Origin of the sequence: Streptomyces sp. SCSIO ZS0520, assembly GCF_025643355.1 — a bacterium.
Taxonomy (GTDB): domain Bacteria; phylum Actinomycetota; class Actinomycetes; order Streptomycetales; family Streptomycetaceae; genus Streptomyces; species Streptomyces physcomitrii.
Genome location: NZ_CP092644.1, coordinates 1,063,643 through 1,084,803 on the forward strand (window position 1 = coordinate 1,063,643; position 21,161 = coordinate 1,084,803).

Below are 21,161 nucleotides of genomic sequence, written 5' to 3' on the forward strand. Positions count from 1 at the left end.
GCGGGACGTCTCCCGCGGGCGGCTCAGCGGCGGGCCACGCCGGTGTACTGCTCGGCGAAGTTCCGCGCCTCGGCCTCGGAGGACAGGAGGTGCGCGAAACGGGCCCGGCGCAGCCTGCGGGAGTAGGGCTCCTCGTCGGGCGCCTCGTGCAGCAGGGAGGTCATCGCCTCGGAGAACTCCTGGCCGAGCCAGGCCCGGCGCAGCGCGGTACCGGCGTAGGCGTCGAGGTCCGCGCGCCGCCCCTGCCCGTACCAGCTGCTCAGCGCCTCGGCGAGCAGCCGGGCGTCCGCGACGGCGAGGTTGAGCCCCTTGGCCGCGCTCGGCGGGACGATATGGGCGGCGTCGCCGACCAGGAACAGCCTGCGGTACTGGACCGGTTCGGCGACGAAGCCGCGCAGCGGCACCAGGACGCGCTCCAGGATGTCGCCGGTGGGCAGGGCGCCGGTGCCGCCGGTGAGGCGGAAGTCCAGCTCCCGCCAGATCGCCTCGTCGCTGCGGTCCGCGGCGCGCTCGCCGGGCGGCACCTGGAGGTAGAGGCGGCTGACGGTGTGCGAGCGCATGCTGCTCAGCGCGAAGCCGTGCTCGCTGACGGCGTAGACCAGCTCCGGGGACATCGGCGGCGCGGCGGCGAGCACCCCGAGCCAGGAGAAGGGGTACGTACGGGAGTGGCCGGTGAGCTTCCCGGCGGGTATCGCGCGGCGGCTGACCCCGTGGAAGCCGTCGCAGCCCGCGAGGAACTCGCAGGCGATCTCGGTGGGCCGGCCGTCCAGGGTGCAGTGCAGGAGCGCGCCGTCGCCGGTGACGGCGTCCACCGAGACGTCCTCGACGCCGAAGTGCAGTCCCGGTTCGTCCTCGCGGACGGCGATCAGGTCCTTGACGACCTCCTGCTGCCCGTACATCCACACGGCGGCGCCGCTGAGTTCGGCGAAGGGCATCCGGTGGTGCTCGCCGTCGAGCCGCCACTCGAAGCCCTCGTGGACCAGGCCCTCGCGGTCCAGGCGGTCCGCGGCCCCGGCGGCGCGCAGGGTCCGCACGGTGCCCTCTTCGAGCAGCCCGGCCCGTACCCGCTTCTCCACGTAGGCGCGGCTGCGGCGCTCCAGTACGAGGGAGTCGATGCCGTTCAGCTTGAGGAGCCGGGACAGGAGCAGCCCGGAGGGGCCGGCGCCGATGATGCAGACCGGGGTGCGCAGGGTTCTGACGGTGCTCACAGGCTCAGCTCCCCCGTCGCCGAGACGTTCACCTCGGCGGTCAGCGGCAGCAGGGCCGAGGAGGGGCCGACCTGGAGGGCGCGGCGGCCCGCGGCCGGGGCCCAGGCGCGCACTCCGGTGTCCCAGTGGGCGAAGCGGCGGGCGTCGAGGGTGACGGTGAGCCGGGTGGCGGCGCCGGGTTCCAGGGTGGCGGCGGCGTATCCGGCGAGCGCCCTGGGCGGCTGCTCGGCGCCGGCCTCGGGGCCCGCGCCGAGGTAGACCTGCGCGATCTCGCGGCCCGGGCGCCGCCCGGTGTTGCGGACCGTGAAGGAGACCTCCAACGCCTCGCCCCGCACGGCGAGTTCGAGGTCCTGGTAGGCGAACTCGGTGTAGCTGAGGCCGTGTCCGAAGGGGAAGAGCGGGGCGGTGCCGGTCCTGTCGTGCCAGCGGTAGCCGCTGAACAGGCCCTCGGAGTAGTCGACTTGGCCGTCCTCACCCGGGTAGCGGCGGGCGTCCCCGGCGAAGGGGGTGTGCGCGGCGTCCACCGGGAAGCTCTGGGTGAGCTTGCCGCTCGGGTTGACCTCGCCGAAGAGCAGCCGCCCGGTGGCCTCGGCGCCCCGCTCCCCCGGGTACCAGATGTCGAGCACCCCGGCGACCTCGTCCAGCCAGGGCATCGGCACCGAGGAGCCGGTGTTGAGGACGACCACGGTGTTCGGGTTGGCCTTGGCCACCTCGGTGATCAGGGTGTCCTGGAGGCCGGGGAGCCCGAGGGCGGGGCGGTCGATGAGTTCGGCGAGTTCGTCGTAGGCGAAGACGACGGCGGCCTCGGCGCCCCGGGCCGCCGCCACGGCCTCCTCGATGTCGGCCCGCGCCTGCTGCGGGGTGACCCAGCCGAGGGTGAGCCGCACCGGCTGGCTGGGCACCGGCAGCGCGGAGAGCACCAGCTTGTACGTGCCGGGCTCCAGGTCGGCCGTGAGGCCCGCGGTGTCGCCGAAGGAGCTGCCCGCGAAGACGCGGGGGTGGCCCTCCAGGTCGATGGCGGCGTAGCCGCCGAGGGCGGTGACCGCGATGCGGTAGCGGCCGGGGGTCTCGATGGTGAGGCGGCCCTCGTAGAAGTAGTCGGGCTCGGTGGAGGGCCCGGGGGCGACCTCGCCCTCGCGGAACGGCGGCTGGAGCGCGGAGGCGGGCACCGGGCGGCCCGCCGGGTCCTCGCCGACCCGGAAGACGACGTCCTCGGCGCCGAGCCGCTCGGTGAGGACCTCCAGGGGGGTGCTCGCCCGCTCGGGGACGACCAGGGCGCTGCCCACCCCGGCGGTCTTGGGGGTGCGGGCGGGCAGCCCGATCACGGCAAGTCCCTTGCCCCGCAAGGCCTGTTCGGACAGCGGCAGCACCCCGCGCGGATTGTGCAGAAGCACCGCCCCGGCCTCGGCGATCTCCTGGGCGAGGGCGCTGCCGCGGGCGGCGTCGCGGGTGGTGACGGGGGCCTGGCTGCCGTCGAGGAGGCCGAAGCGGGCCATCTGGCCGAGGATGCGGGCGACCGAGCGGTCCAGGACCTTCTCGTCGACGCGGCCCTCGGTGACCGCCTCGTCCAGGGCGGCGCCGAGGTGCTTGCCGTCGGGCATCTCCTGGTCGAGTCCGCGCTCGACGGCGGCGGTGTCGTGCACGGCGTCCCAGTCGCTCATCACCCAGCCCTCGAAGCCCCACTCCTCGCGCAGCAGGGTGGTCAGCAGGGCCTCGTTCTGGCAGGAGAAGTCGCCGTTGACGCTGTTGGTCGCGCCCATCAGGGCACCCGCCCCGGCCTCCACCACGGCCTGGAAGGCGGGGAGTTCGAGTTCCCGCAGGGTGCGCTCGTCGACGCGTACGTCGACGGTCATCCGGTTCTCCTCCTGGTTGTTGGCGAGGAAGTGCTTGGGCATCGCGATGACGCCCTGCGCCTGGATGCCGCGCACCACCGCGGTGCCGATCGCGGTGACCAGGAGCGGATCCTCCCCGTACAGCTCGAAGTTGCGGCCGCCGAAGGGCTGGCGGAGCAGGTTGAGCATCGGACCGATCAGTACGTCCTGGCGTTTGGCGCGGGCCTCGTGGCCGAGGAACTCCCCGTAGCGGGCGGCGAGTTCCTCGTCGAAGGCGCAGGACAGGGCGATCGGGGCGGGCAGCGCGGTGGTGGTCTTGCGCTTCATGCGCACGCCCGCGGGGCCGTCGGTCATCCGCAGCGGCGGGATGCCGAGCCGCGGGACGCCCGGGATGTAGCCGGACTGGCCGAGCTGCTCGGGGTCGTCGGCGCCGTGGAGGAAGGAGAGCTTCTCCTGCCGGGTCATCGCCTCGACCAGAGCGGTCACATCGGTCTGGGGTGTCTGCGGGGTCATGCGAGGTCACTTCCGTTGGACTCGGCGGGTGCGGCGGCAGCGGCGGCCGACAGGGGGTGGGCGCGCAGGGCGCGGGCCGGGGCGTCGGCCTTGAGCAGCATCTCCTCGTACTCGTCCACCGGGTCGGAGTCGAGGACGATGGCGCCGCCCGCGCCGAGTTCCCAGCGGTCCCCGGTGCGGACCATGGTGCGGATGACGATGTTGAGGTCGGCGGCGCCGTTGCAGGACAGATAGCCGAGGGAGCCGGAGTAGATGCCGCGGGCGCGCCGCTCCAGGGATTCGATGATCTCCAGGGTGCGCAGCTTGGGCGCGCCGGTCATCGAGCCGCCGGGGAAGCAGGCCCGTACGCAGTCGACGGCGTCGGCGCCCGGCTTGAGGCGGCCGCGGATGGTGGAGACGAGCTGGTGCACGGTGGCGTAGCTCTCGGCCGCCATCAGCACCGGCACCTCGACCGAGCCGACCTCGCAGACCCGCCCGAGGTCGTTGCGGAGCAGGTCGACGATCATCAGGTTCTCGGCGCGGGTCTTGGCGCTGGAGACCAGTTCGCGGCGGGCGGCCTCGTCCTCGGCGGGGGTCGCGCCGCGCGGGGCGGTGCCCTTGATCGGCTTGGTCTCGGCCGTGCCGCCGGGGCTGATCCTGAGGAAGCGCTCCGGCGAGGAGCAGGCCACGTCCAGGTCACCGAGGTGCAGGAAGGCCGCGTACGGCGCCGGGTTGAGCCTGCGCAGCCTGCGGTAGGTCTCCCAGCCGCTGTCGTACGCGGGGAAGTCGGCGGAGTTGGTCAGGCAGACCTCGTAGCTCTCGCCCGCGTGCAGGTGGTCCTGGCTGGCCTGGACCGCGCGGACATAGGCCTCCCGGCCGTGGGCGAGGCGGGGCTCGACCGGGCCGGAGGCGACGGCGGGCGGCTCGTCGAGGGGGCCGAGCGCGGCGAGCCGGGCGGCGGTCCGCTCCAGCCAGCGGGTCGCGGCCCCGGTGTCGGGGCCCTCGCTGAGGGCGAGGAGGTAGGTGCGCCGGGCGGCGTGGTCGACGGCGAGGAAGCGGTCGGCGAACAGCCATACGGCGTCCGGGGTCCGGGCGGTGTGGGCGTTCGGGGAGCCGCAGTCGGCCTTGAGTTCGTAGCCGAAGTAGCCGACGTAGCCGCCGGTGAAGTCGAAGGGCAGCGGCGGGGCTTCGATCTCGCGTCGGGTCAACTCCCGCTTGAGGTAGTCGAATACGGACTCGCGGTGTACGGAGGGCCGTGCGGCGTCGACCACGACGAGCCCCTCGCCGGTGCGGTAGCGCACGGTCTCGGCGAGCGGCCCCGAGCCGTCGCCGAGGAAGGAGAACCGGGACAGTCCCTCCTCGACGCGGGCGCTGTCCAGCCAGAAGGCGTGCGCGGAGTCCGCGTAGAGCTCCTGGAAGGCGGCCTCGGTGTCGACGGCGCCCGCGAGTTCGCGTACGTGCAGCCGGTAGCGCTGCGCCTGGACGGGGGCCGCGGGCTCCTCCCGTACGGGTCCGCTGGTTTCCGACACGCCGCCGCGGCCCCTCGGGGCGCTGCCCGAACTCCGGCTCAGATCACGGAAGTTGGCCATCAGCCGCAGTCCGTGCTCGGTCTCGATGGACTCCGGGTGGAACTGCACGCCCCAGCGCGGCAGCCGCCGGTGCCGCAGCGCCTGCACGACGCCGTCCTCGGAGCGGGCGATGGCCTCCAACTCGTGCGGCAGCGGCTCGGCCACGCACAGCGAGTGGTAGCGCACCGCCCCGAACTCGACGGGGATGCCGCCGAAGAGCGGGTCGCCGTTGTGCACCACCCGGGTGACGTGCCCGTGCCGGGCGCGCGGGGCGGGGATGACCTCGCCGCCCTCGGAGACGGCGAGCCCCTGGTGGCCGAGGCAGACCCCGAGCACGGGCAGCTCGGTCTTGCGCAGCACGTCCAGGGAGATGCCGAAGTCGCGGGGGCGCGCCGGGTGGCCGGGCCCGGGCGAGATCACCACGTTGTCGTAGCGGTCGAGGTCGGGCAGCTCCCCGGCGTCGTTGGTGAGGACGTCGGGCTCCTCGCCGTTGACCTGTCCCAGGAGGTGGAAGAGGTTGTAGGTGTAGGAGTCGTAGTTGTCGATCAGCAGAGTCCGCACGGTCGCACTCACTTCTCGCTGGGGGCCGGGGACCGGGGCGTGAGCCGGTCGAGGTGGGCGAGACTCTCCTCGGGCCGGTCGGCCGGGGCGAGGTGGGCCAGGTGGCCGTCGGGGCGTACCAGGGCGAGCAGCGGCCGGGACCCGAAGCGGCCGCGCAGCAGGCGGTGCCCGGCGGCGCCGAGGGCGGCCAGGTCGTGCACGCCCGCCCGCCCGGCGAGGGCGGTGCGGGCCCGCGCCACGAGGGCGTCCCACTGCGGGGGCCTGCTGTCGCCGGGCCACACCACGGCCAGGTGCGCGCCCTGCTCCAGGAGCGGGGCGGCCGGGTCGAGGCGGGAGGCGTGAAAGAGGGGCAGCCGGTCGCCGGGCACCGCGCGCCGCCTGAGCGGGGCGCGCCACAGCGGTCCGTTCAGGGGGGCGTAGCTCAGCCCGGTCTGGCTCATCAGGGGCGCGGCGACCTTGGCGAGGAAGCCGGAGGCCTCGGCGGCGCGGATGCCCGCGTCGCGCCCGGCGGCGTCCTCGGGGGTAGGCGGCGCGGAGAGCTCCATCTCGGTGCGGATCAGCGCCCGGATGTGCTCGACCGCCTGCTGCCGCTCGGTGTCATAGCTGTCGAGGAGGTCCGCGCCGAAGTCGCCGCGGAGCACCCCGGCGAGCTTCCAGCCCAGGTTGAGGGCATCCTGCAGGCCGAGGTTGAGGCCCTGGCCGCCGAGCGGCACCACCGAGTGCGCGGCGTCCCCGGCGAGCAGGACCCGCCCGGCGCGGAAGGACTCGGCGACCCCGGGCCGGGGGTAGTAGGTGCGCTTCCACAGCGGCTCGCCGAGCCGGTAGGGGATGCTGGTGCGCGCGTCGACCATGGCCTGCCAGTCCGCGAGCGGCTTCTCGGACCAGTCGTCCTCGCCGGGCATGACGATGGTGGCGAGGCGGCAGATGCCGTCCGGCAGGTGGACCAGCGGCAGCAGTCCGGTGCTGCCGTAGTGGTATTCGACGCCGGAGACGGCCGGGCCGGTCAGCGGGAAGTCGCCGAGGGCGATGCCGAGCGGGAAGGGCAGCCCCGGGTAGTCGATGCCGAGCAGCCGCCGGGTGGCGCTGCCCGCGCCGTCGGCGCCGATCAGCCACTCGGGGCTGGTCTCCTCGGTGCGGCCGTCGGCGTGCCGCAGCGTGGCGCGCGGCAGCGGACCGGAGTTGTCCAGCGCCTCCAGGGTGACCCCGCACTCGACGGTGCCGCCGAGTTCCGCCAGGCGCGCCCAGAGCAGATCCTCCAACTCCCGCTGGACGAGGCCGAGTCCGAAGGGGTGCGGTGAGTCGAGGCCGCCGAGCGGGACGGTGCCGAGGCGCTCGCCGCCCGCGAAGAAGCTGACGTCGCGCGCGGGGCGGCCGCGGGCGGTGAGCGCCTTGGTGAGGCCGGTCTTCTCCAGGAGTTCCAGGAGCCGGGGCCAGATCATCACGGCCCGGGAGTGCGGGTCGCTCTCCGCGAGGGAGGGCTTGGAGTCGACGAGGCGTACCGGCACCCCCTGCTGGAGCAGATCGCAGGCGAGCAGGGAGCCGACGGCGCCGCCGCCGACGATGAGTATCCGGGGGTCGTTCACTTCCCGGCCGTCCTTTCCGCCGCGGTCCGCAGCAAGTCTTCGACGGCCTCGGCGGCGGCCCGCGCGCCGCCCGCCGCCCGGATCCGCTGCCGCATCCGCGCCGCGTGCTCCGCGATCCGTGGCTCGCCGGCCGCCCGGCATACGGCGTCGAGCAGGGCCCCCGGATCGGAGTCCGCGGGGTCCAGGCGGATGCCGAGGTGCAGGTCGGCGACGCGGTCGGCGATGATCTCCTGCTCGACCATCTGCGGGACGAGGACCATCGGGGTGGCGAAGGAGAGCGCCTCCATGGTGCTGCCCATGCCGCCGTGGGTGACGAAGACGGCGGCCTGCTCCAGCACCGACAGCTGCGGCACGGACGGGTGCACCTCGACGTTGCCGGGCAGCGCCCCGAGGGCGGCCGGGTCGGTGCCCTCCCCCACGGACATCAGGAGGTGGAACTCGCTGCCCTCGAAGGCCTCGACGCAGCGGCGGTAGAAGTCGGTGGCCCGGTTGAAGACGGTGCCCAGGGAGACGTAGACGACCGGCCTGCCGCCTGCGGGGGGCTGCCAGCTCCCCTCGTCCGCGCGGCCGCCGAGGCTCGGCCCGACGAAGCGGTAGTGCGGGCCGAAGCTCTCCTCGCGGGGCTGGAACTCCCGTGGCAGGAAAGCCAGGTTGAGTTCCTCCTCGAAGTCCATGAACTCCTCGGTGCCGAGTCCGCCGAGCCCCGCCTCGGCCAGGAAGGCGCCGAGCCGCCGGTCGAACTCCGCGGTGTGGGCCTCGTGTTCGGCGGAGCGGCCGGTGCGCTCCAGCATGGCGTCCATCAGGGCGTAGCCCCGGCTGGAGGCGATGCTGGGGAAGAACTGCACGGCGCGGCAGCCCCAGCGCCGGGCGAGGGCGCGCCCGGCGAAGGGCACGGTGTTGTCGTACACGATCAGATCCGGGCGTCCCCCGGCGAACTGCCGCTCCGCCAGGGCGATCCGCTCCGCGCTGCCGTGCAGGAAGAACAGCGGCAGCGCGCTCGGGTCCCCGGCGGCGAAGGCGCCCGGCGACTGGCCCGGCGAGGTCGCGACGTCATAGCGGCAGACGGTGGCGCCGAGCCGGGTGAGCCGCTCCTCGAAGGCCCCGGTGGTGAAGTACGTGACCTTGTGGCCGCGCGCGACGAGCTCCGCGACGATGCCGAAGGTCGGCGAGACATGGCCGTGCGCGGCCACGCTGAAAAATGCGATATGTGCCATCAGTTTCCCCAGGTCTCCCGGCCGTGCCGGTCAGATCCCGATCTCCCCGTCCAAGATCTCGAACAGCTCCTCGTCGCTGACGTCCATCGCGGCCCTCGCCTCATCGGACTCCGATTTCCTTGCCGCGCCGCCGACTTGGGCCATCAGGGCGCGTAGTCGTTGCTCGGCGTACCGCTCGGTCGCCGAACCGGGTCCGGCCGCCCGGAGCATCCGCTCCAGCTCGTCGAGCCCGCGGATCACCGACTGCGCGGGCGCGTCCGCGGCCGGGGCCAGCTCCGCGACCAGGTGCTCGGTGAGCGCCGCCGGGGTCGGGAAGTCGAAGACCAGGGTCGGTGTCAGGCTCAGGCCGGTCCGCTCGCCGAGGCGGTTGCGCAGTTCGACGGCGGCGAGCGAGTCGAGCCCGAGTTCCCGGAAGGACTTCTCCCCGGCGATCCGCGCGCCCCCGCCGTGCCCGAGGACGGCGGCCGTCTCCCGGTGGACGAGGTCGTCGAGCAGCCGCCTGCGCTGCGCCTCGTCGGCGGCGGCGAGCTGCGCGGCGAGCGGGGGCCCGGCGGCCGGTGCCGGGCGGAGCGCGCGCCGGGGGGCGGCGGCGGGCGCGGACTCCTTGACGGCCACCAGGTTCGGCAGGCCTCCGGTGGCGAGCGCGGCGTCCAGCAGGGACAGCGCCTCCTCGTTGCCGAGCGGCAGGGTGCCGTGCCGGGCCATCCGGGCGAGGGCGTCCGCGCCGAGGCGCCCCGCCATCCCGCGCTCCTCGGCCCAGGGACCCCACTGGAGGGAGAGCGCGGGCAGCCCGAGCCCGTGCAGATGGACCGCGAAGGCGTCCAGGAAGCCGTTGGCCGCCGCGTAGTTGGCCTGCGCGGGGCTGCCGTGCACCCCGGCCGCGGAGGAGAAGAGCACAAAGGCCTGGGGCGCCTGCTTGGCGGTGACCTCGTGCAGGGCGAGCGCCCCCTCCGCCTTGACGTCCATCACCCGGGTGAACTGCTCCTCGGTGAGCCCGGTCAGCAGCCCGTCGTCGACGATGCCCGCCGCGTGGAAGACCGCCGTCAGCGGCCTGCCGAGCCCCTCCACCACCTGGGCCAGCGCCACCCGGTCGGTCACCTCGCAGGCGACGAGCGCCACCTCGGCCCCCGACTCCCGTAGCGCGGCGGCCAGTTCGGCGTCCCGCTCCTCCCCCGCGGCACGGCTGAGCAGGACGAGATCGCGGACCCCGTGCGCCCGCACCAGGTGCCGGGCGAGAACCGCGCCGAGCCCGCCGGTACCGCCGGTGATCAGGACCGCGCCACCGCTCAGCTCCGGCCACGCGTCCCCAGCGGGGGCCTTCGCGGGCACCAGTCGCGGTACGTGCAACTCATCGCCCAGTACGGCGAGTTCACGCTCCTCGGCCGAGAGCGCCGCGGCCGGGAGACCGCTGTCGCCCGCCACGACCTGGATCTTCCCCGGGTGCTCGGACTGCGCGGTCCGCAGCATCGCCCGCACCGCGCCGGAGGCGGTGCCGGTGCCGCTCGCCGGGACGAGCAGCGTCAGCCGCGCGGTCTCGTACAGCGGGCTCTCCACCCACTCCCGCAGCAGGGTCGCCGTCTCCCACACCGCACGCTTCGCCTCGCGTACGGAGTCCTCGGTGCCCGAGGGCCCGGTGAGGTCCAGGGCGCGGACCACGGCGTCCGGCAGGGCGAAGGAGTCCTCCAGCGCCTTCAGGTCGGGGTGGGCGTCCGCCCCGAGGGCCTTCGCCACCCCGGCGGGATCGGCGCCGAGTACCGCCACCTCGCCCGCGAAGGCCGGGAGTTCCCGCGCCAGCGGCTCCCACTCCAGAGTGTGCAGGCCCACGCCCGCGGGCGCGAGATCCCCGGACCCGGCCCGGCGCAGCTTCAGCGAGGCGATGCGGACGGCCGTACGGCCCGCCGCGTCCCGCAGGTCCAGGGAGAGTTCGTCCTCCCCGAGCCGCCGCAACCGCACCCGGCCCGCGGCCGGTTCGGCCCCCGCGACCGTGACGCCCTGCCAGACGAACGGCAGCCGCCCGGCGGTGTCCCCGGCCCCCGGGGTGTCGACGAAGCCGGTGTGCAGGGCCGCGTCCAGGAGCGCCGGATGCACCAGGTGCCCGGCGCCGTCCTCGCCCTCCAGGGCCACCTCCGCGAAGACCTCCTCCCCGCGCCGCCATACGGCACGCAGACCGCGCAGCACGGGTCCGTAGGCGAAGCCCATCCCCTCGGCCCGCAGATAGATCTCCGCGGGGTCGAGCTCCTCGGCGTCCCGCGGCGGCCAGGGCTCGTCGAAGGCGGGCGGCGCCTCCGGCTCGGGGCCGAGCACCCCGGTGGCGTGCCGCGTCCAGGCGGCCTCCGGGTCCCCGGCGGCCCGTCCGTGCACGGTCACCGACCAGCGCTCCGGCTCCCCTTCCTCGGCCGCCTCCGCCGCACCGAGCGGGGCCACGGCCACCTGCACCTCGACCGCAGCCGACCCGGTCAGCCTCAGCGGTGCCTGGACGGTCAGCTCCTCCAGCGCACCGGCGCCCGCCACCCGGCCCGCGTACAGCGCCATCTCCACGAAGCCCGTACCCGGCAGCAGCACCGCCGAGCCGACCACATGGTCCGCCAGCCAAGGGTGCGTACGTACCGAGAGCCGCCCGGTGAACAGGAGTTCCGCCGACCCCGCCCGCTCGACAACGCTATCGAGCAGCGGATGCGCCCCCGGCTCGTACGAGGCGCCGCTACGCGGACGCGGCCAGTACCGCACCTTCCGGAAGGCGTAGGTGGGCAGCGGCACCCGCCCGGCGGGCCGACCGAGGCAGGCGGCCCAGTCCACCGGGACCTCCCAGCGGAACAGCTCGCCCCACAGGGCCGCGACCGTGCGGAGCTCGGACCGGTCCCGGCGCAGCACGGCGGCGAAGGCACGGGGCGCTCGCGACGGGCGCCCGGCCTCGCCTGCGCCCGGCACGGCTCCGGACGCGCCGAGGCAGTCCTGCGCCAGCGCCGTGAGGACCGCGTCGGGGCCGAGTTCGAGGTAGCGCGTGACTCCGGCGTCGGCGAGGGTGCGTACGCCGTCGTGGAAGAGGACGCTCTGGCGGACGTGGCGTACCCAGTAGTCGGGAGTGGTCAGCTCGGCAGGCTCGGCCAGCTCGCCGGTCACGTTCGAGACGAGCGGGATCCGGGGCGCGGACAGACTCAACCCGCCCACGACCGTGGCGAATTCGGCGAGCATCGGGTCCATACGCGGGGAATGGAACGCATGGCTCACCGCGAGCCGCTTCACCCGGTGACCAGCCTCGCGCGCCGCCTCCTCGATCTCCGCCACCGCATCCGCATCACCGGACAGTACGCACGCCAACGGGCCATTGACCGCGGCGACTTCCACCCGGCCCACGTAACCCGCACACAGACGGGAAGCCTCCTCCGCCGGGACCGACACCGCGAGCATCGCCCCACCCGAAGGCAACGCCTGCATCAACCGGCCCCGCGCAGCGACGAGTTGAGCCGCGTCAGAAAGGGAGAACACCCCCGCCACATGCGCGGCGGCGATCTCCCCAATCGAATGCCCCAGAAGGAAGTCCGGCCGCACACCCCACGACTCCACCAACCGGAACAACGCCACTTCCAGAGCGAAGAGAGCGGGCTGCGCCCACCCCGTCCGGTTCAACTCCGCTGCGTCCCCGCCGAAGACCACGCCCTTCAGCGACCGGCCCAAGTGACGGTCGAGTTCCGCGCACACGGCGTCGAAAGCCTCGGCGAAGGCGGGGAATGCCTCGTACAACTCCCGTCCCATGTCCGGCCGTTGCGACCCCTGCCCCGTGAACAGGAAGGCGAGGCCGCCCGGTTGGACGGAGGCTGTTTCAGGGGTGGTTCCGGCGGTGGCGAGGGCGTCGAGGGCGGCGGTCGGGTCGAGGGGGTCGGCGAGAGGTGCCGTGCGGTAGGGGAAGGGGGTGCGGGACTGGGCGAGGGCGCGGCCGACCTCGGTGAGGTCGAGGTCCGGGTGCGCGGCGAGATGGGCGCGCAGGCGGTCGGCCTGGTCGCGCAGGGCCTCGGGGCTGTGCGCGGAGAGCAGCAGGGGTACGGGGACTTGCGCCGCCGGGGCCTGGCCCTCGGAGGGCTGCACCGCCGGGGTCTGGCCGAGGTCCGGGCCCGGTATCTCGTCGAGGAAGGCGGGTGCCTCTTCGAGGATGACATGGGCGTTGGTGCCGCTGATCCCGAAGGAGGAGACGGCAGCCCGACGCGGCCGGTCCGCAGCTCCCGGCCAGGCGCGCTCGCTGGTCAGCAGCTCCACCGCGCCCGAGGACCAGTCCACGTGCGGGCTCGGCTCCTCGACGTGCAGGGTGCGTGGCAGCAGGCCTTCGCGCATCGCCCACACCATCTTCAGCACGCCCGCCACACCGGCCGCCGCCTGCGTATGCCCGAGGTTCGACTTCACCGAACCCAGCCACAGCGGACGGTCCCCGGCCCGCTCCTCGCCGTACGTCGCGAGCAAGGCCTGCGCCTCGATCGGGTCACCGAGCGCCGTCCCCGTACCGTGCGCCTCGACCGCGTCCACCTCCCCGGCCGACAGACCGGAGTTGGCGAGCGCCTGACGGATCACCCGCTGCTGCGAAGGACCGTTCGGCGCCGACAGGCCATTGGACGCACCGTCCTGATTCACCGCCGAACCTCGCACCACCGCCAGCACCTCGTGCCCGTTGCGCCGCGCGTCCGACAACCGCTCCACCAGGAGCAGACCCACGCCCTCGCCCCAGCCGGTGCCCTCCGCGTCCGCCGCGAAGGCGCGGCACCGGCCGTCGGCGGAGAGCCCGCGCTGACGGCTGAAGTCCACGAAGGCCTGGGGGGTGGACATGACGGTGACACCGCCCGCGAGCGCGAGGCTGCACTCGCCGCGGCGCAGCGACTCGGCCGCCAGATGCAGCGCGACCAGCGAGGACGAGCACGCCGTGTCCACCGTCAGCGCCGGGCCCTCGAACCCGTAGAAGTACGACAGACGGCCGGAGGCGACGCTGACGGCGCCACCGGTGCCGAGGTAGCCCTCCAGGTCCTCGGCGGAGCGGGCGACCAGGGAGGTGTAGTCCTGGCCGTTGGAGCCGACGAAGACCCCGGTCCGGCTGCCGCGCAGCGAGCCCGGCAGCACCCCGGCGTTCTCCAGGAGTTCCCAGGAGGTCTCCAGGAGCAACCGCTGCTGCGGATCCATCGCCAGCGCCTCACGCGGCGAGATCCCGAAGAACTCCGCGTCGAAATCAGCCACTTGACCGAGAAAGCCGCCCTGGGTCGCATACGTCGTCCCGGGCACCTCCGGATCCGGGGCGAACAGGCCCTCCAGATCCCAGCCCCGGTCCTCCGGGAAAGGCCCGACCGCGTCCCCGCCCGAGGCCACCAACTCCCACAGCGCTTCCGGGGAACGCACCCCACCTGGGAAACGGCACGCCGCCCCCACCAGCACGATCGGATCGTCGCCGGTGGTGACGGGGTGCGGGACGGCGGCCTCCCCTACCGCCTCCGGGCCGCCGAGCAGTTCGGTGCGCAGGAAGGCGGCGAGCACCTCGGGGCTCGGCCGGTCGAAGGCGAGCGAGGCGGGCAGGGCCAGTCCGGTGGCGAGGGCGAGGCGGTTGCGCAGTTCCACGGAGGCGAGCGAGTCGAAGCCGAGGGCCCGGAAGGACTTCGCCGGGTCGACCGCTTCGGCGGACTCGTGCATCAGCAGTTCGGCGGCGTGCGTACGGATCAACTCGACCAGCAGCGCCTGCTGTTGGTCCGCCGGGCGGCCGGTCAGGGAGGCGAGGAGCGCGTTCGGCCCGGCGCCCTCGGGGGCGGTGGGCGCGGCCGGCACCGCGAGCAGATGCCGCAGCAGCCCGCGCTGCACCACCGCCGCGGCCCCGTGCGCCTGCCCGTACCGCTCCCAGTCGACATCGGCGGCGAGTACGGCGGTCCGGCCCGACCGCAGTACGGCCTCCAGGGCGCCGAGCGCGGCCCGGGCCCGCATCGGGCGCATCCCGGTGCGGCGCAGGCGCTCGCGGACGGTCGCCGCCTCCGCGGCCATGCCCTCGCCCTCCCAGGCGCCCCAGGCCACCGCCGTCGCGGGCAGCCCCTCCTGGCGGCGGCGGGCGGCCAGCGCGTCCAGGGCGGCGTTGGCCATCGCGTAGTTGGCCTGGCCCGCCGCGCCGACGACTCCCGCGAGCGAGGAGAACAGGACGAAGGTGTCGAGGGGGTACGCGCGGGTCAGCCGGTCCAGGTGCAGCGCGCCGCCCGTCTTGGCGGCGAGCACGCGTTCCAGGCGCTCCGGGGTCAGGGCGGTGAGGACCCCGTCGTCCAGGACGCCCGCCACGTGCACCACTGCGGTCAGGGGGCGGTCGGCCGGGATGCCGTCGAGCAGCGCGGCCAGCGCCTCGCCGTCCGCCACATCGCAGGCGGCGAGGGTCACCTCGGCACCCAATTCCTGCAGTTCCGCACGGAGTTCGGCGGCGCCCGGGGCATCGGGGCCCCGGCGTCCGGTGAGCAGCAGATGGGCGGCGCCCGCCTTCGCGAGGTGCCGGGCCACCTTCGCACCGAGCGCGCCGGTACCGCCGGTCACGAGGACCGTGCCCGTGCCGGAGGCGGCCCAGGGCTCACCGGTCTCCGCCGCTGCCCGCGGCGTCGGGACGGCGACCAGGCGCCGCGCAGAGGCGCCGTCCGCCCGCACGGCCACCTCGCCCTCCGCCGACCCGCCCATGAGCTGGGCGGCGAAGGCCCTGGTCACGGACTCCTGGGCCGTGTCCCCGTCGCCGTCCTTGTGCGTCTCCGGCTCGGGAAGGTCGACGAGTCCGCCCCAGGTGCCGGGCGCCTCCAGCGCGGCGACACGGCCGAGCCCCCAGAGCTGCGCCTGATCGACCCGCACGCGGGCGTGCTCCTGCGCCGCGCGAGGGCTGCCCTCCGGGGTACGGGCACCCTCGGGCGAGCCCACGTCCACGGCACCGCGCGTGACCAGGTGAAGGCGCGCCTCGGTTCCGCAGTCGGCCGCGGCTTGCAGCAGCAACAGGCCGTGCAGCGGGGCATGTTCACCGTGCAGCAGGGCGACGATCCTGCTCGGCCGGGCCGCGGCGGTGGCCTGGGACAGCTGCTCGGCGAGCGCCACGCGGTCGAGCCTGCCGGTCAGCGGAAGCCGTACGACCTCGGCGCCCGCCGCCGCCAGCGCCGCCAGGCACTCCCCGGTGAACGCGTCCTCGGTATCCGTCACCGCGAGCCAGGTGCCGGCGCCGCCGACCTGAGCCGGACCGCCGGTGCCCGGGGCGAGGTCCAGGGGCTCCCAGACGACCTCGTACAGCAGCTCCTCGGCACGGGGGCCGCCACCGGCCGCCTTCATGGGGAGCGAGGGCCAGTAGCGCCGCCCCTGGAAGGCATACGTGGGCAGCGCGACCCGCCGCGCACCCGAACTCCCGTAAACGGCACGCCAGTCGGGGACGACACCGGCGCAGAACAAGGCACCGAGCGCGGCAGCCGCCGAGCGCTCCTCACCGACTCCGCTTCGGAGCACCGGCACCGCGAGGGGTTCGGGTCCCGCATCTGTACTGGGCACGGCCTCCCGCACCAAGGCGGTCAGGACCGCTTCCGGGCCCAGTTCGAGGAAACGGGTGACTCCGGCGTCCGAGAGGGTGCGTACGCCGTCGTGGAAGAGAACGGTCTGACGGACGTGGCGTACCCAGTAGTCGGGAGTAGTCAGCTCGGCTGGCTGCGCCAGCTCGCCGGTCACGTTCGAGACGAGCGGGATCCGGGGCGCGGACAGGGTCAACCCGCCTACGACCGTGGCGAATTCGGCGAGCATCGGGTCCATACGCGGGGAATGGAACGCATGGCTCACCGAGAGCCGCTTCACCCGGTGACCAGCCTCGCGCGCCGCCTCCTCGATCTCCGCCACCGCATCCGCATCACCGGACAGCACGCACGCCAACGGGCCATTGACCGCGGCGACTTCCACCCGGCCCACGTAACCCGCACACAGACGGGCAGCCTCCCCCGCTGCCACGGAAACCGCGAGCATCGCACCACCCGAAGGCAACGCCTGCATCAACCGACCCCGCGCAGCCACCAGTTGAGCCGCATCAGCAAGCGAAAACACCCCCGCCACATACGCGGCAGCAATCTCACCGATCGAGTGCCCGAGCAGGAAGTCCGGCCGCACACCCCACGACTCCACCAACCGGAACAACGCCACTTCCACAGCAAACAAGGCAGGCTGCGCCCACCCCGTACGGTCCAGCGCCTCCGCATCCCCACCGAAGACGACAGCCTTCAGCGACTCACCCGCACTCAGGCAAGCGTCCAGCTCCGCACACACCGCATCGAAGGCCTCCGCGAAGGCAGGGAAGGACGCATACAACTCCCGGCCCATACACACCCGTTGCGCCCCCTGCCCCGTGAACAGGAAGGCCGACGCGCCGCCTTGGGCCGCGCCCTTGCCCTGGAAGGTGTCCGGTGTCGGGGTGCCCTCGGCCAGTGCGGAGAGCGCGCGCAGCAGGGTGTCCCTGTCCTGGGCGGGGAACGCGGCGCGGTGTTCCAGGGTGGCGCGGGTGGTGGCGAGGGTGAACGCGGCGTCGCTCAGCGGGAGTTCGGGGCGTTCGGTGAGGTGCGTGTGCAGGGCGGCGGCCTGGGCGCGCAGGCCGGGCTCGCTGCGGGCGGAGAGAACGAGCGGGGCGGCCCAGCCGGGTGCCGCCGCGGTGTCCCGGGGGCTCTCCTCCCCGGCAGCGGGCGCGGGTGCCTCTTCGAGGATGACGTGGGCGTTGGTGCCGCTGATCCCGAAGGAGGAGACGGCAGCCCGACGCGGCCGGTCCGCAGCTCCCGGCCAGGCGCGCTCGCTGGTCAGCAGCTCCACCGCACCGGAAGACCAGTCCACGTGCGGACTCGGCTCCTCCACGTGCAGGGTGCGCGGCAGCAGGCCCTCCCGCATCGCCCACACCATCTTCAGCACCCCGGCGACACCGGCCGCCGCCTGCGTATGCCCGAGGTTCGACTTCACCGCGCCGACCAGAAGCGGACGGCCCTCGGCCCGCTCCTGCCCGTATGTCGCGAGCAGCGCCTGCGCCTCGATCGGATCACCGAGCGCGGTCCCCGTACCGTGCGCCTCGACCGCGTCCACCTCCCCGGCCGACAGACCGGAATTGGCGAGCGCCTGACGGATCACCCGCTGCTGCGAAGGACCGTTCGGCGCCGACAGGCCGTTGGACGCACCGTCCTGATTCACCGCCGAACCGCGCACCACCGCCAGCACCTCGTGCCCGTTGCGCCGCGCGTCCGACAACCGCTCCACCAGAAGCAGACCCACACCCTCCGACCAGCCGGTGCCGTCCGCCGCGGCGGAGAAGGGCTTGCAGCGGCCGTCGGCGGCGAGTCCGCGCTGACGGCTGAAGTCCACGAAGGAGGCCGGGGTCGACATCACCGCGACGCCGCCCGCGAGCGCGAGGGTGCACTCACCGCGGCGCAGCGACTCGGCCGCCAGATGCAAGGCGACCAACGAGGACGAGCACGCCGTGTCCACCGTCAGCGCCGGGCCCTCGAACCCGTAGAAGTACGACAGACGGCCGGAGAGCACGCTGCCCGCGAGGCCGGTGCTCAGATATCCGTCGAGTCCGGGCTCCTCGGTGAGGCGCTGGGCGTAGTCGTGGTACATCTGCCCGGCGAAGACGCCGGTGCGGCTGCCGCGCAGGGAGTCGGGGTCGATGCCCGCGTTCTCCAGGAGCTCCCAGGAGGTCTCCAGGAGCAACCGCTGCTGCGGATCCATCGCCAGCGCCTCACGCGGCGAGATCCCGAAGAACTCCGCGTCGAAATCAGCCACTTGACCGAGAAAGCCGCCCTCGGCCGTGTACGTCGTCCCGGGCACCTCCGGATCCGGGGCGAACAGGCCCTCCAGATCCCAGCCCCGGTCCTCCGGGAACGGCCCCACCGCATCCCCGCCCGAGGCCACCAACTCCCACAGCCCCTCCGGCGAACGCACCCCACCCGGGAACCGGCACGCCGCCCCCACCAGCACGATCGGATCGTCCTCGCTGCTCAGGGGGTGCGCGGCGGTGGTCGGTACGGGTGCGGGGGCGCCGAGCAGCGCGGTGTGCAGGTGGTCGGCGAGGGCGCCCGGGTTCGGGTGGTCGAAGGCGGCGGAGGCGGGCAGCGCGAGACCGGTCTCGGCGACCAGGCGGTTGCGCAGTTCGACCGAGGCGAGCGAGTCGAAGCCGAGGGAGCGGAAGGATTTACGCGCGTCGCCGCTGTCCGAAAACGGGGTGCCGAGGACATCGGAGAGGGCGCGGCCGACCAGGGCGAGGAGGCGGCCGTGCCGTGCGGGTCCGGTCAGGGCGCCCAGTGCCTCGGCGAGCCGGGCGGCGCGGTCGGGGTCCGGGGCGAGCGCGGCGGGCAGAGCGGGCGCGGGCAGGTCGGTGGCGCGCACCCGTACCTCGGTGGCTCCTTCGAGGAGGGCGGCGTCGAGGGCGTCCCGGAGCCCGGCCGGGGTGACGCCGGGCTCGGTGCCGAGGAAGAGCACCGTCCGTCCGGCGGCGGCGAGTTCGCCGGTCAACTGCCGCGCCCGTGTTACCGAGTTGGCGCGCTCTTCGGCGGCGGCCGTCTCCGGGATGACCAGCACCAGCGCATGATCCGGGTGCCGTGCCGCGGTGGCGCGCCAGGCTTCGGGTGCGGTCTCCTGGCGCACGTCCGGGCAGCCGTGCTGGGTGGCGAGGTGGTCGGCCAGTTCGCGTATCGGGTCCGGTGCCGGTTCGGGGCCCTCGGGGGTTCCGGGCGCCGTGGAGGACGGGGAGTCGGCGGGCCCGAGGCCGTCCCCCGCCCGAGCGGCGGAGGCGGTTGCCCCGGGAGGCGCGGTGCCCGGCGTCAGCAGCAGTACCGGCCGTCCGGCGAGAGGGCTGGTGTCCTCGGCCGGGAGGGTGGCGGGCAGGGCCGGGTGGCCGGGGGCCGCGCCGAGCAGGCGGGGGTGGTGGCTCGTGGTGGCGGCGAGCAGACGGGAGGGCTCCTCGGCGACCAGGCGGCGCATGGTCTTGCCGGAGACGGTCCGCGGTATCCGCCCGGTCAGGCGCAGTTCGGCGGGCACCTTGAAGTAGGCGAGGCGTTCGCGCAGCCGCCGTACCAGGGCGGCGACGGGCAGCCGGTGGCCCGGCCTCGGCACCAGATAGGCCACCGGGACCTCGCCGAGCCGGGTGTGCGGGCGGGCGACGACGGCGGCGTCGGCGACCTCGGGGCTCTCCCGGAGCACGTCCTCGATCTCGGCGGGGTGCATGTTCTCGCCACCGCGGATGATGAGTTCCTTGAGGCGGCCGGTGATGCGCAGATAGCCGTCCTCGTCGAGGACGCCCATGTCGCCGGTGCGGTACCAGCCGTCGTGGAAGGCGCGGGCACTCTGTTCGGGGGCGCGGTGGTAGCCGGTCATCAGGCTCGGCGACGAGACCCAGATCTCGCCCTCCTCGCCGGCCGCGCGGTCCCGCCGCGTCCGGGGGTCGACGACCCGTACCCCGATTCCGGGCACCGCCTTGCCGCAGGAACCGGGCCTGCGGGGCTCGTGGAGGGTGTTGCAGGTGATGACGCCGGTGGTCTCGGAGCTTCCGTAGCTGTCGATCAGGGGCACGCCGAAGGCGGTCCTGAAGCGTTCGCCGAGCGCGGCGCCGGTGAGGGCGCCCGCCACCAGGAGGGCCCGCAGTCCGCCGAGCGCGGGGGCGATCTCCTCGGCGGCGGCGACCAGTTGGTGGAGCGTCGTCGGAACGGCCGCCATCAGGCTGTACTGCCCGTCGCGGAGTTCGGCGAGGACCTCGTCGGGTGCGAAATCGGCCATGATCCGGGCGGTCGCCCCGGCGGTGACCACCCCGAGGACGCAGAGGTTGAAGGCGAAGCTGTGGTGCAGGGGCAGCGGCCACAGCAGGCGGTCCCCCGGCTCGATGCCGAGCAGGGCGGTGTAGCCGTGGGCGGCGGACCAGAGTCCGGCGTACTGGGTGGAGAGCACGCCCTTGGGCGCCCCGGTCGTGCCGGAGGTGTAGAGCATCCAGGCGAGGTCCTCGGGGCGCATGCCGTCGCGGGCGGGCGCGGTGGGCTCGGTGGTCCGCAGGGTGCGGTGGTCGTGCAGCCGGGGATCACCCTCAGTGATCTTTCCGGAATCGGCGACCACCACCCGGTGCAGGCGGCCGGAACCCTCGTCCAGGGCCCGGAACAGATCGGCTCGGGATTCGTCGGTGATGACGAGAACGGCCTCGGAGTCGGTGAGAATGTGCGCGATCTCGGCGTCCGAGGAATGCGGGTTCACGGGAATTCCGACGAGTTCCGCACGGGTGAGTGCGAGCGCGCTCTCCACCATTTCCACCCGGTTACCGAGGCAGATAAGGGCATTGCTGCCGGGGGCGATTCCCCATTCGGCGAAATGGCCGGCGAGGCGGGCGGTGGAGGACTCCAACGCGGAGTAGGTGAGGCTGCGCGCCTTGTCAACGTAGGCGATCACCTCGGGACGCTCCAGGGCATGCGTCCGCAGAATGTCCGCAAGCGTACGGACGGGAGCAGTGCCCACCCCGTGACCCCCCACTCAAGTAGCCCCTGTTATATGGCTGTTGACGGCGTGTCAGTGCAGCACAAGAGCGTGCCTTTTGAGCAGTTCTCCCGTGTCGCGGTCCGAGAGCCGGTGAGCCGTTTCGGGCCGACACTAAGGGAAGGGGAGGCGCAGATCAATGAGTGTTGCGCTCGTCACATAGATGGGACGTTTGCCCTGCCCCCACCTGGGAGCTGACGGGACG

At 74.0% G+C, this 21,161-nt stretch carries 6 protein-coding genes; all 6 read right to left on the minus strand.

Annotation, left to right across the window (positions count from 1 at the left end):
* Positions 1-23: 23 nt before the first annotated feature.
* From MID12_RS03540 to MID12_RS32240, 6 genes are read right to left on the minus strand one after another with little or no spacing between them, the layout of a single operon-like run.
* On the minus strand, positions 24-1,208 hold the full coding sequence (locus tag MID12_RS03540) for a 4-hydroxybenzoate 3-monooxygenase (protein ID WP_263164820.1): 1,185 nt from the start codon (positions 1,206-1,208) through the stop codon (positions 24-26).
* Positions 1,205-3,553: a beta-glucosidase family protein gene (locus tag MID12_RS03545; RefSeq protein ID WP_263164822.1), complete on the minus strand. Its 2,349-nt coding sequence runs from the start codon at positions 3,551-3,553 to the stop codon at positions 1,205-1,207. The genes MID12_RS03540 and MID12_RS03545 overlap by 4 nt, the downstream gene beginning before the upstream one ends.
* The gene (gene pabB / locus MID12_RS03550; RefSeq protein WP_263164824.1) at positions 3,550-5,661 is read right to left on the minus strand and encodes an aminodeoxychorismate synthase component I; all 2,112 of its coding nucleotides are present in this window, start codon (positions 5,659-5,661) and stop codon (positions 3,550-3,552) included. Before pabB ends, MID12_RS03545 begins: the two co-directional genes overlap by 4 nt.
* An 8-nt stretch (positions 5,662-5,669) precedes the next feature.
* Positions 5,670-7,244: an FAD-dependent oxidoreductase gene (locus tag MID12_RS03555; protein WP_263164826.1), complete on the minus strand. Its 1,575-nt coding sequence runs from the start codon at positions 7,242-7,244 to the stop codon at positions 5,670-5,672.
* Positions 7,241-8,458, minus strand: a complete 1,218-nt coding sequence (locus tag MID12_RS03560) for a macrolide family glycosyltransferase (RefSeq protein WP_263164828.1) — start codon at positions 8,456-8,458, stop codon at positions 7,241-7,243. Before MID12_RS03560 ends, MID12_RS03555 begins: the two co-directional genes overlap by 4 nt.
* A gap of 30 nt (positions 8,459-8,488) precedes the next feature.
* Complete coding sequence (locus MID12_RS32240) at positions 8,489-20,953, minus strand: SDR family NAD(P)-dependent oxidoreductase (protein ID WP_317633361.1); 12,465 nt, start codon at positions 20,951-20,953, stop codon at positions 8,489-8,491.
* Between the last annotated feature and the right edge of the window lie 208 nt (positions 20,954-21,161).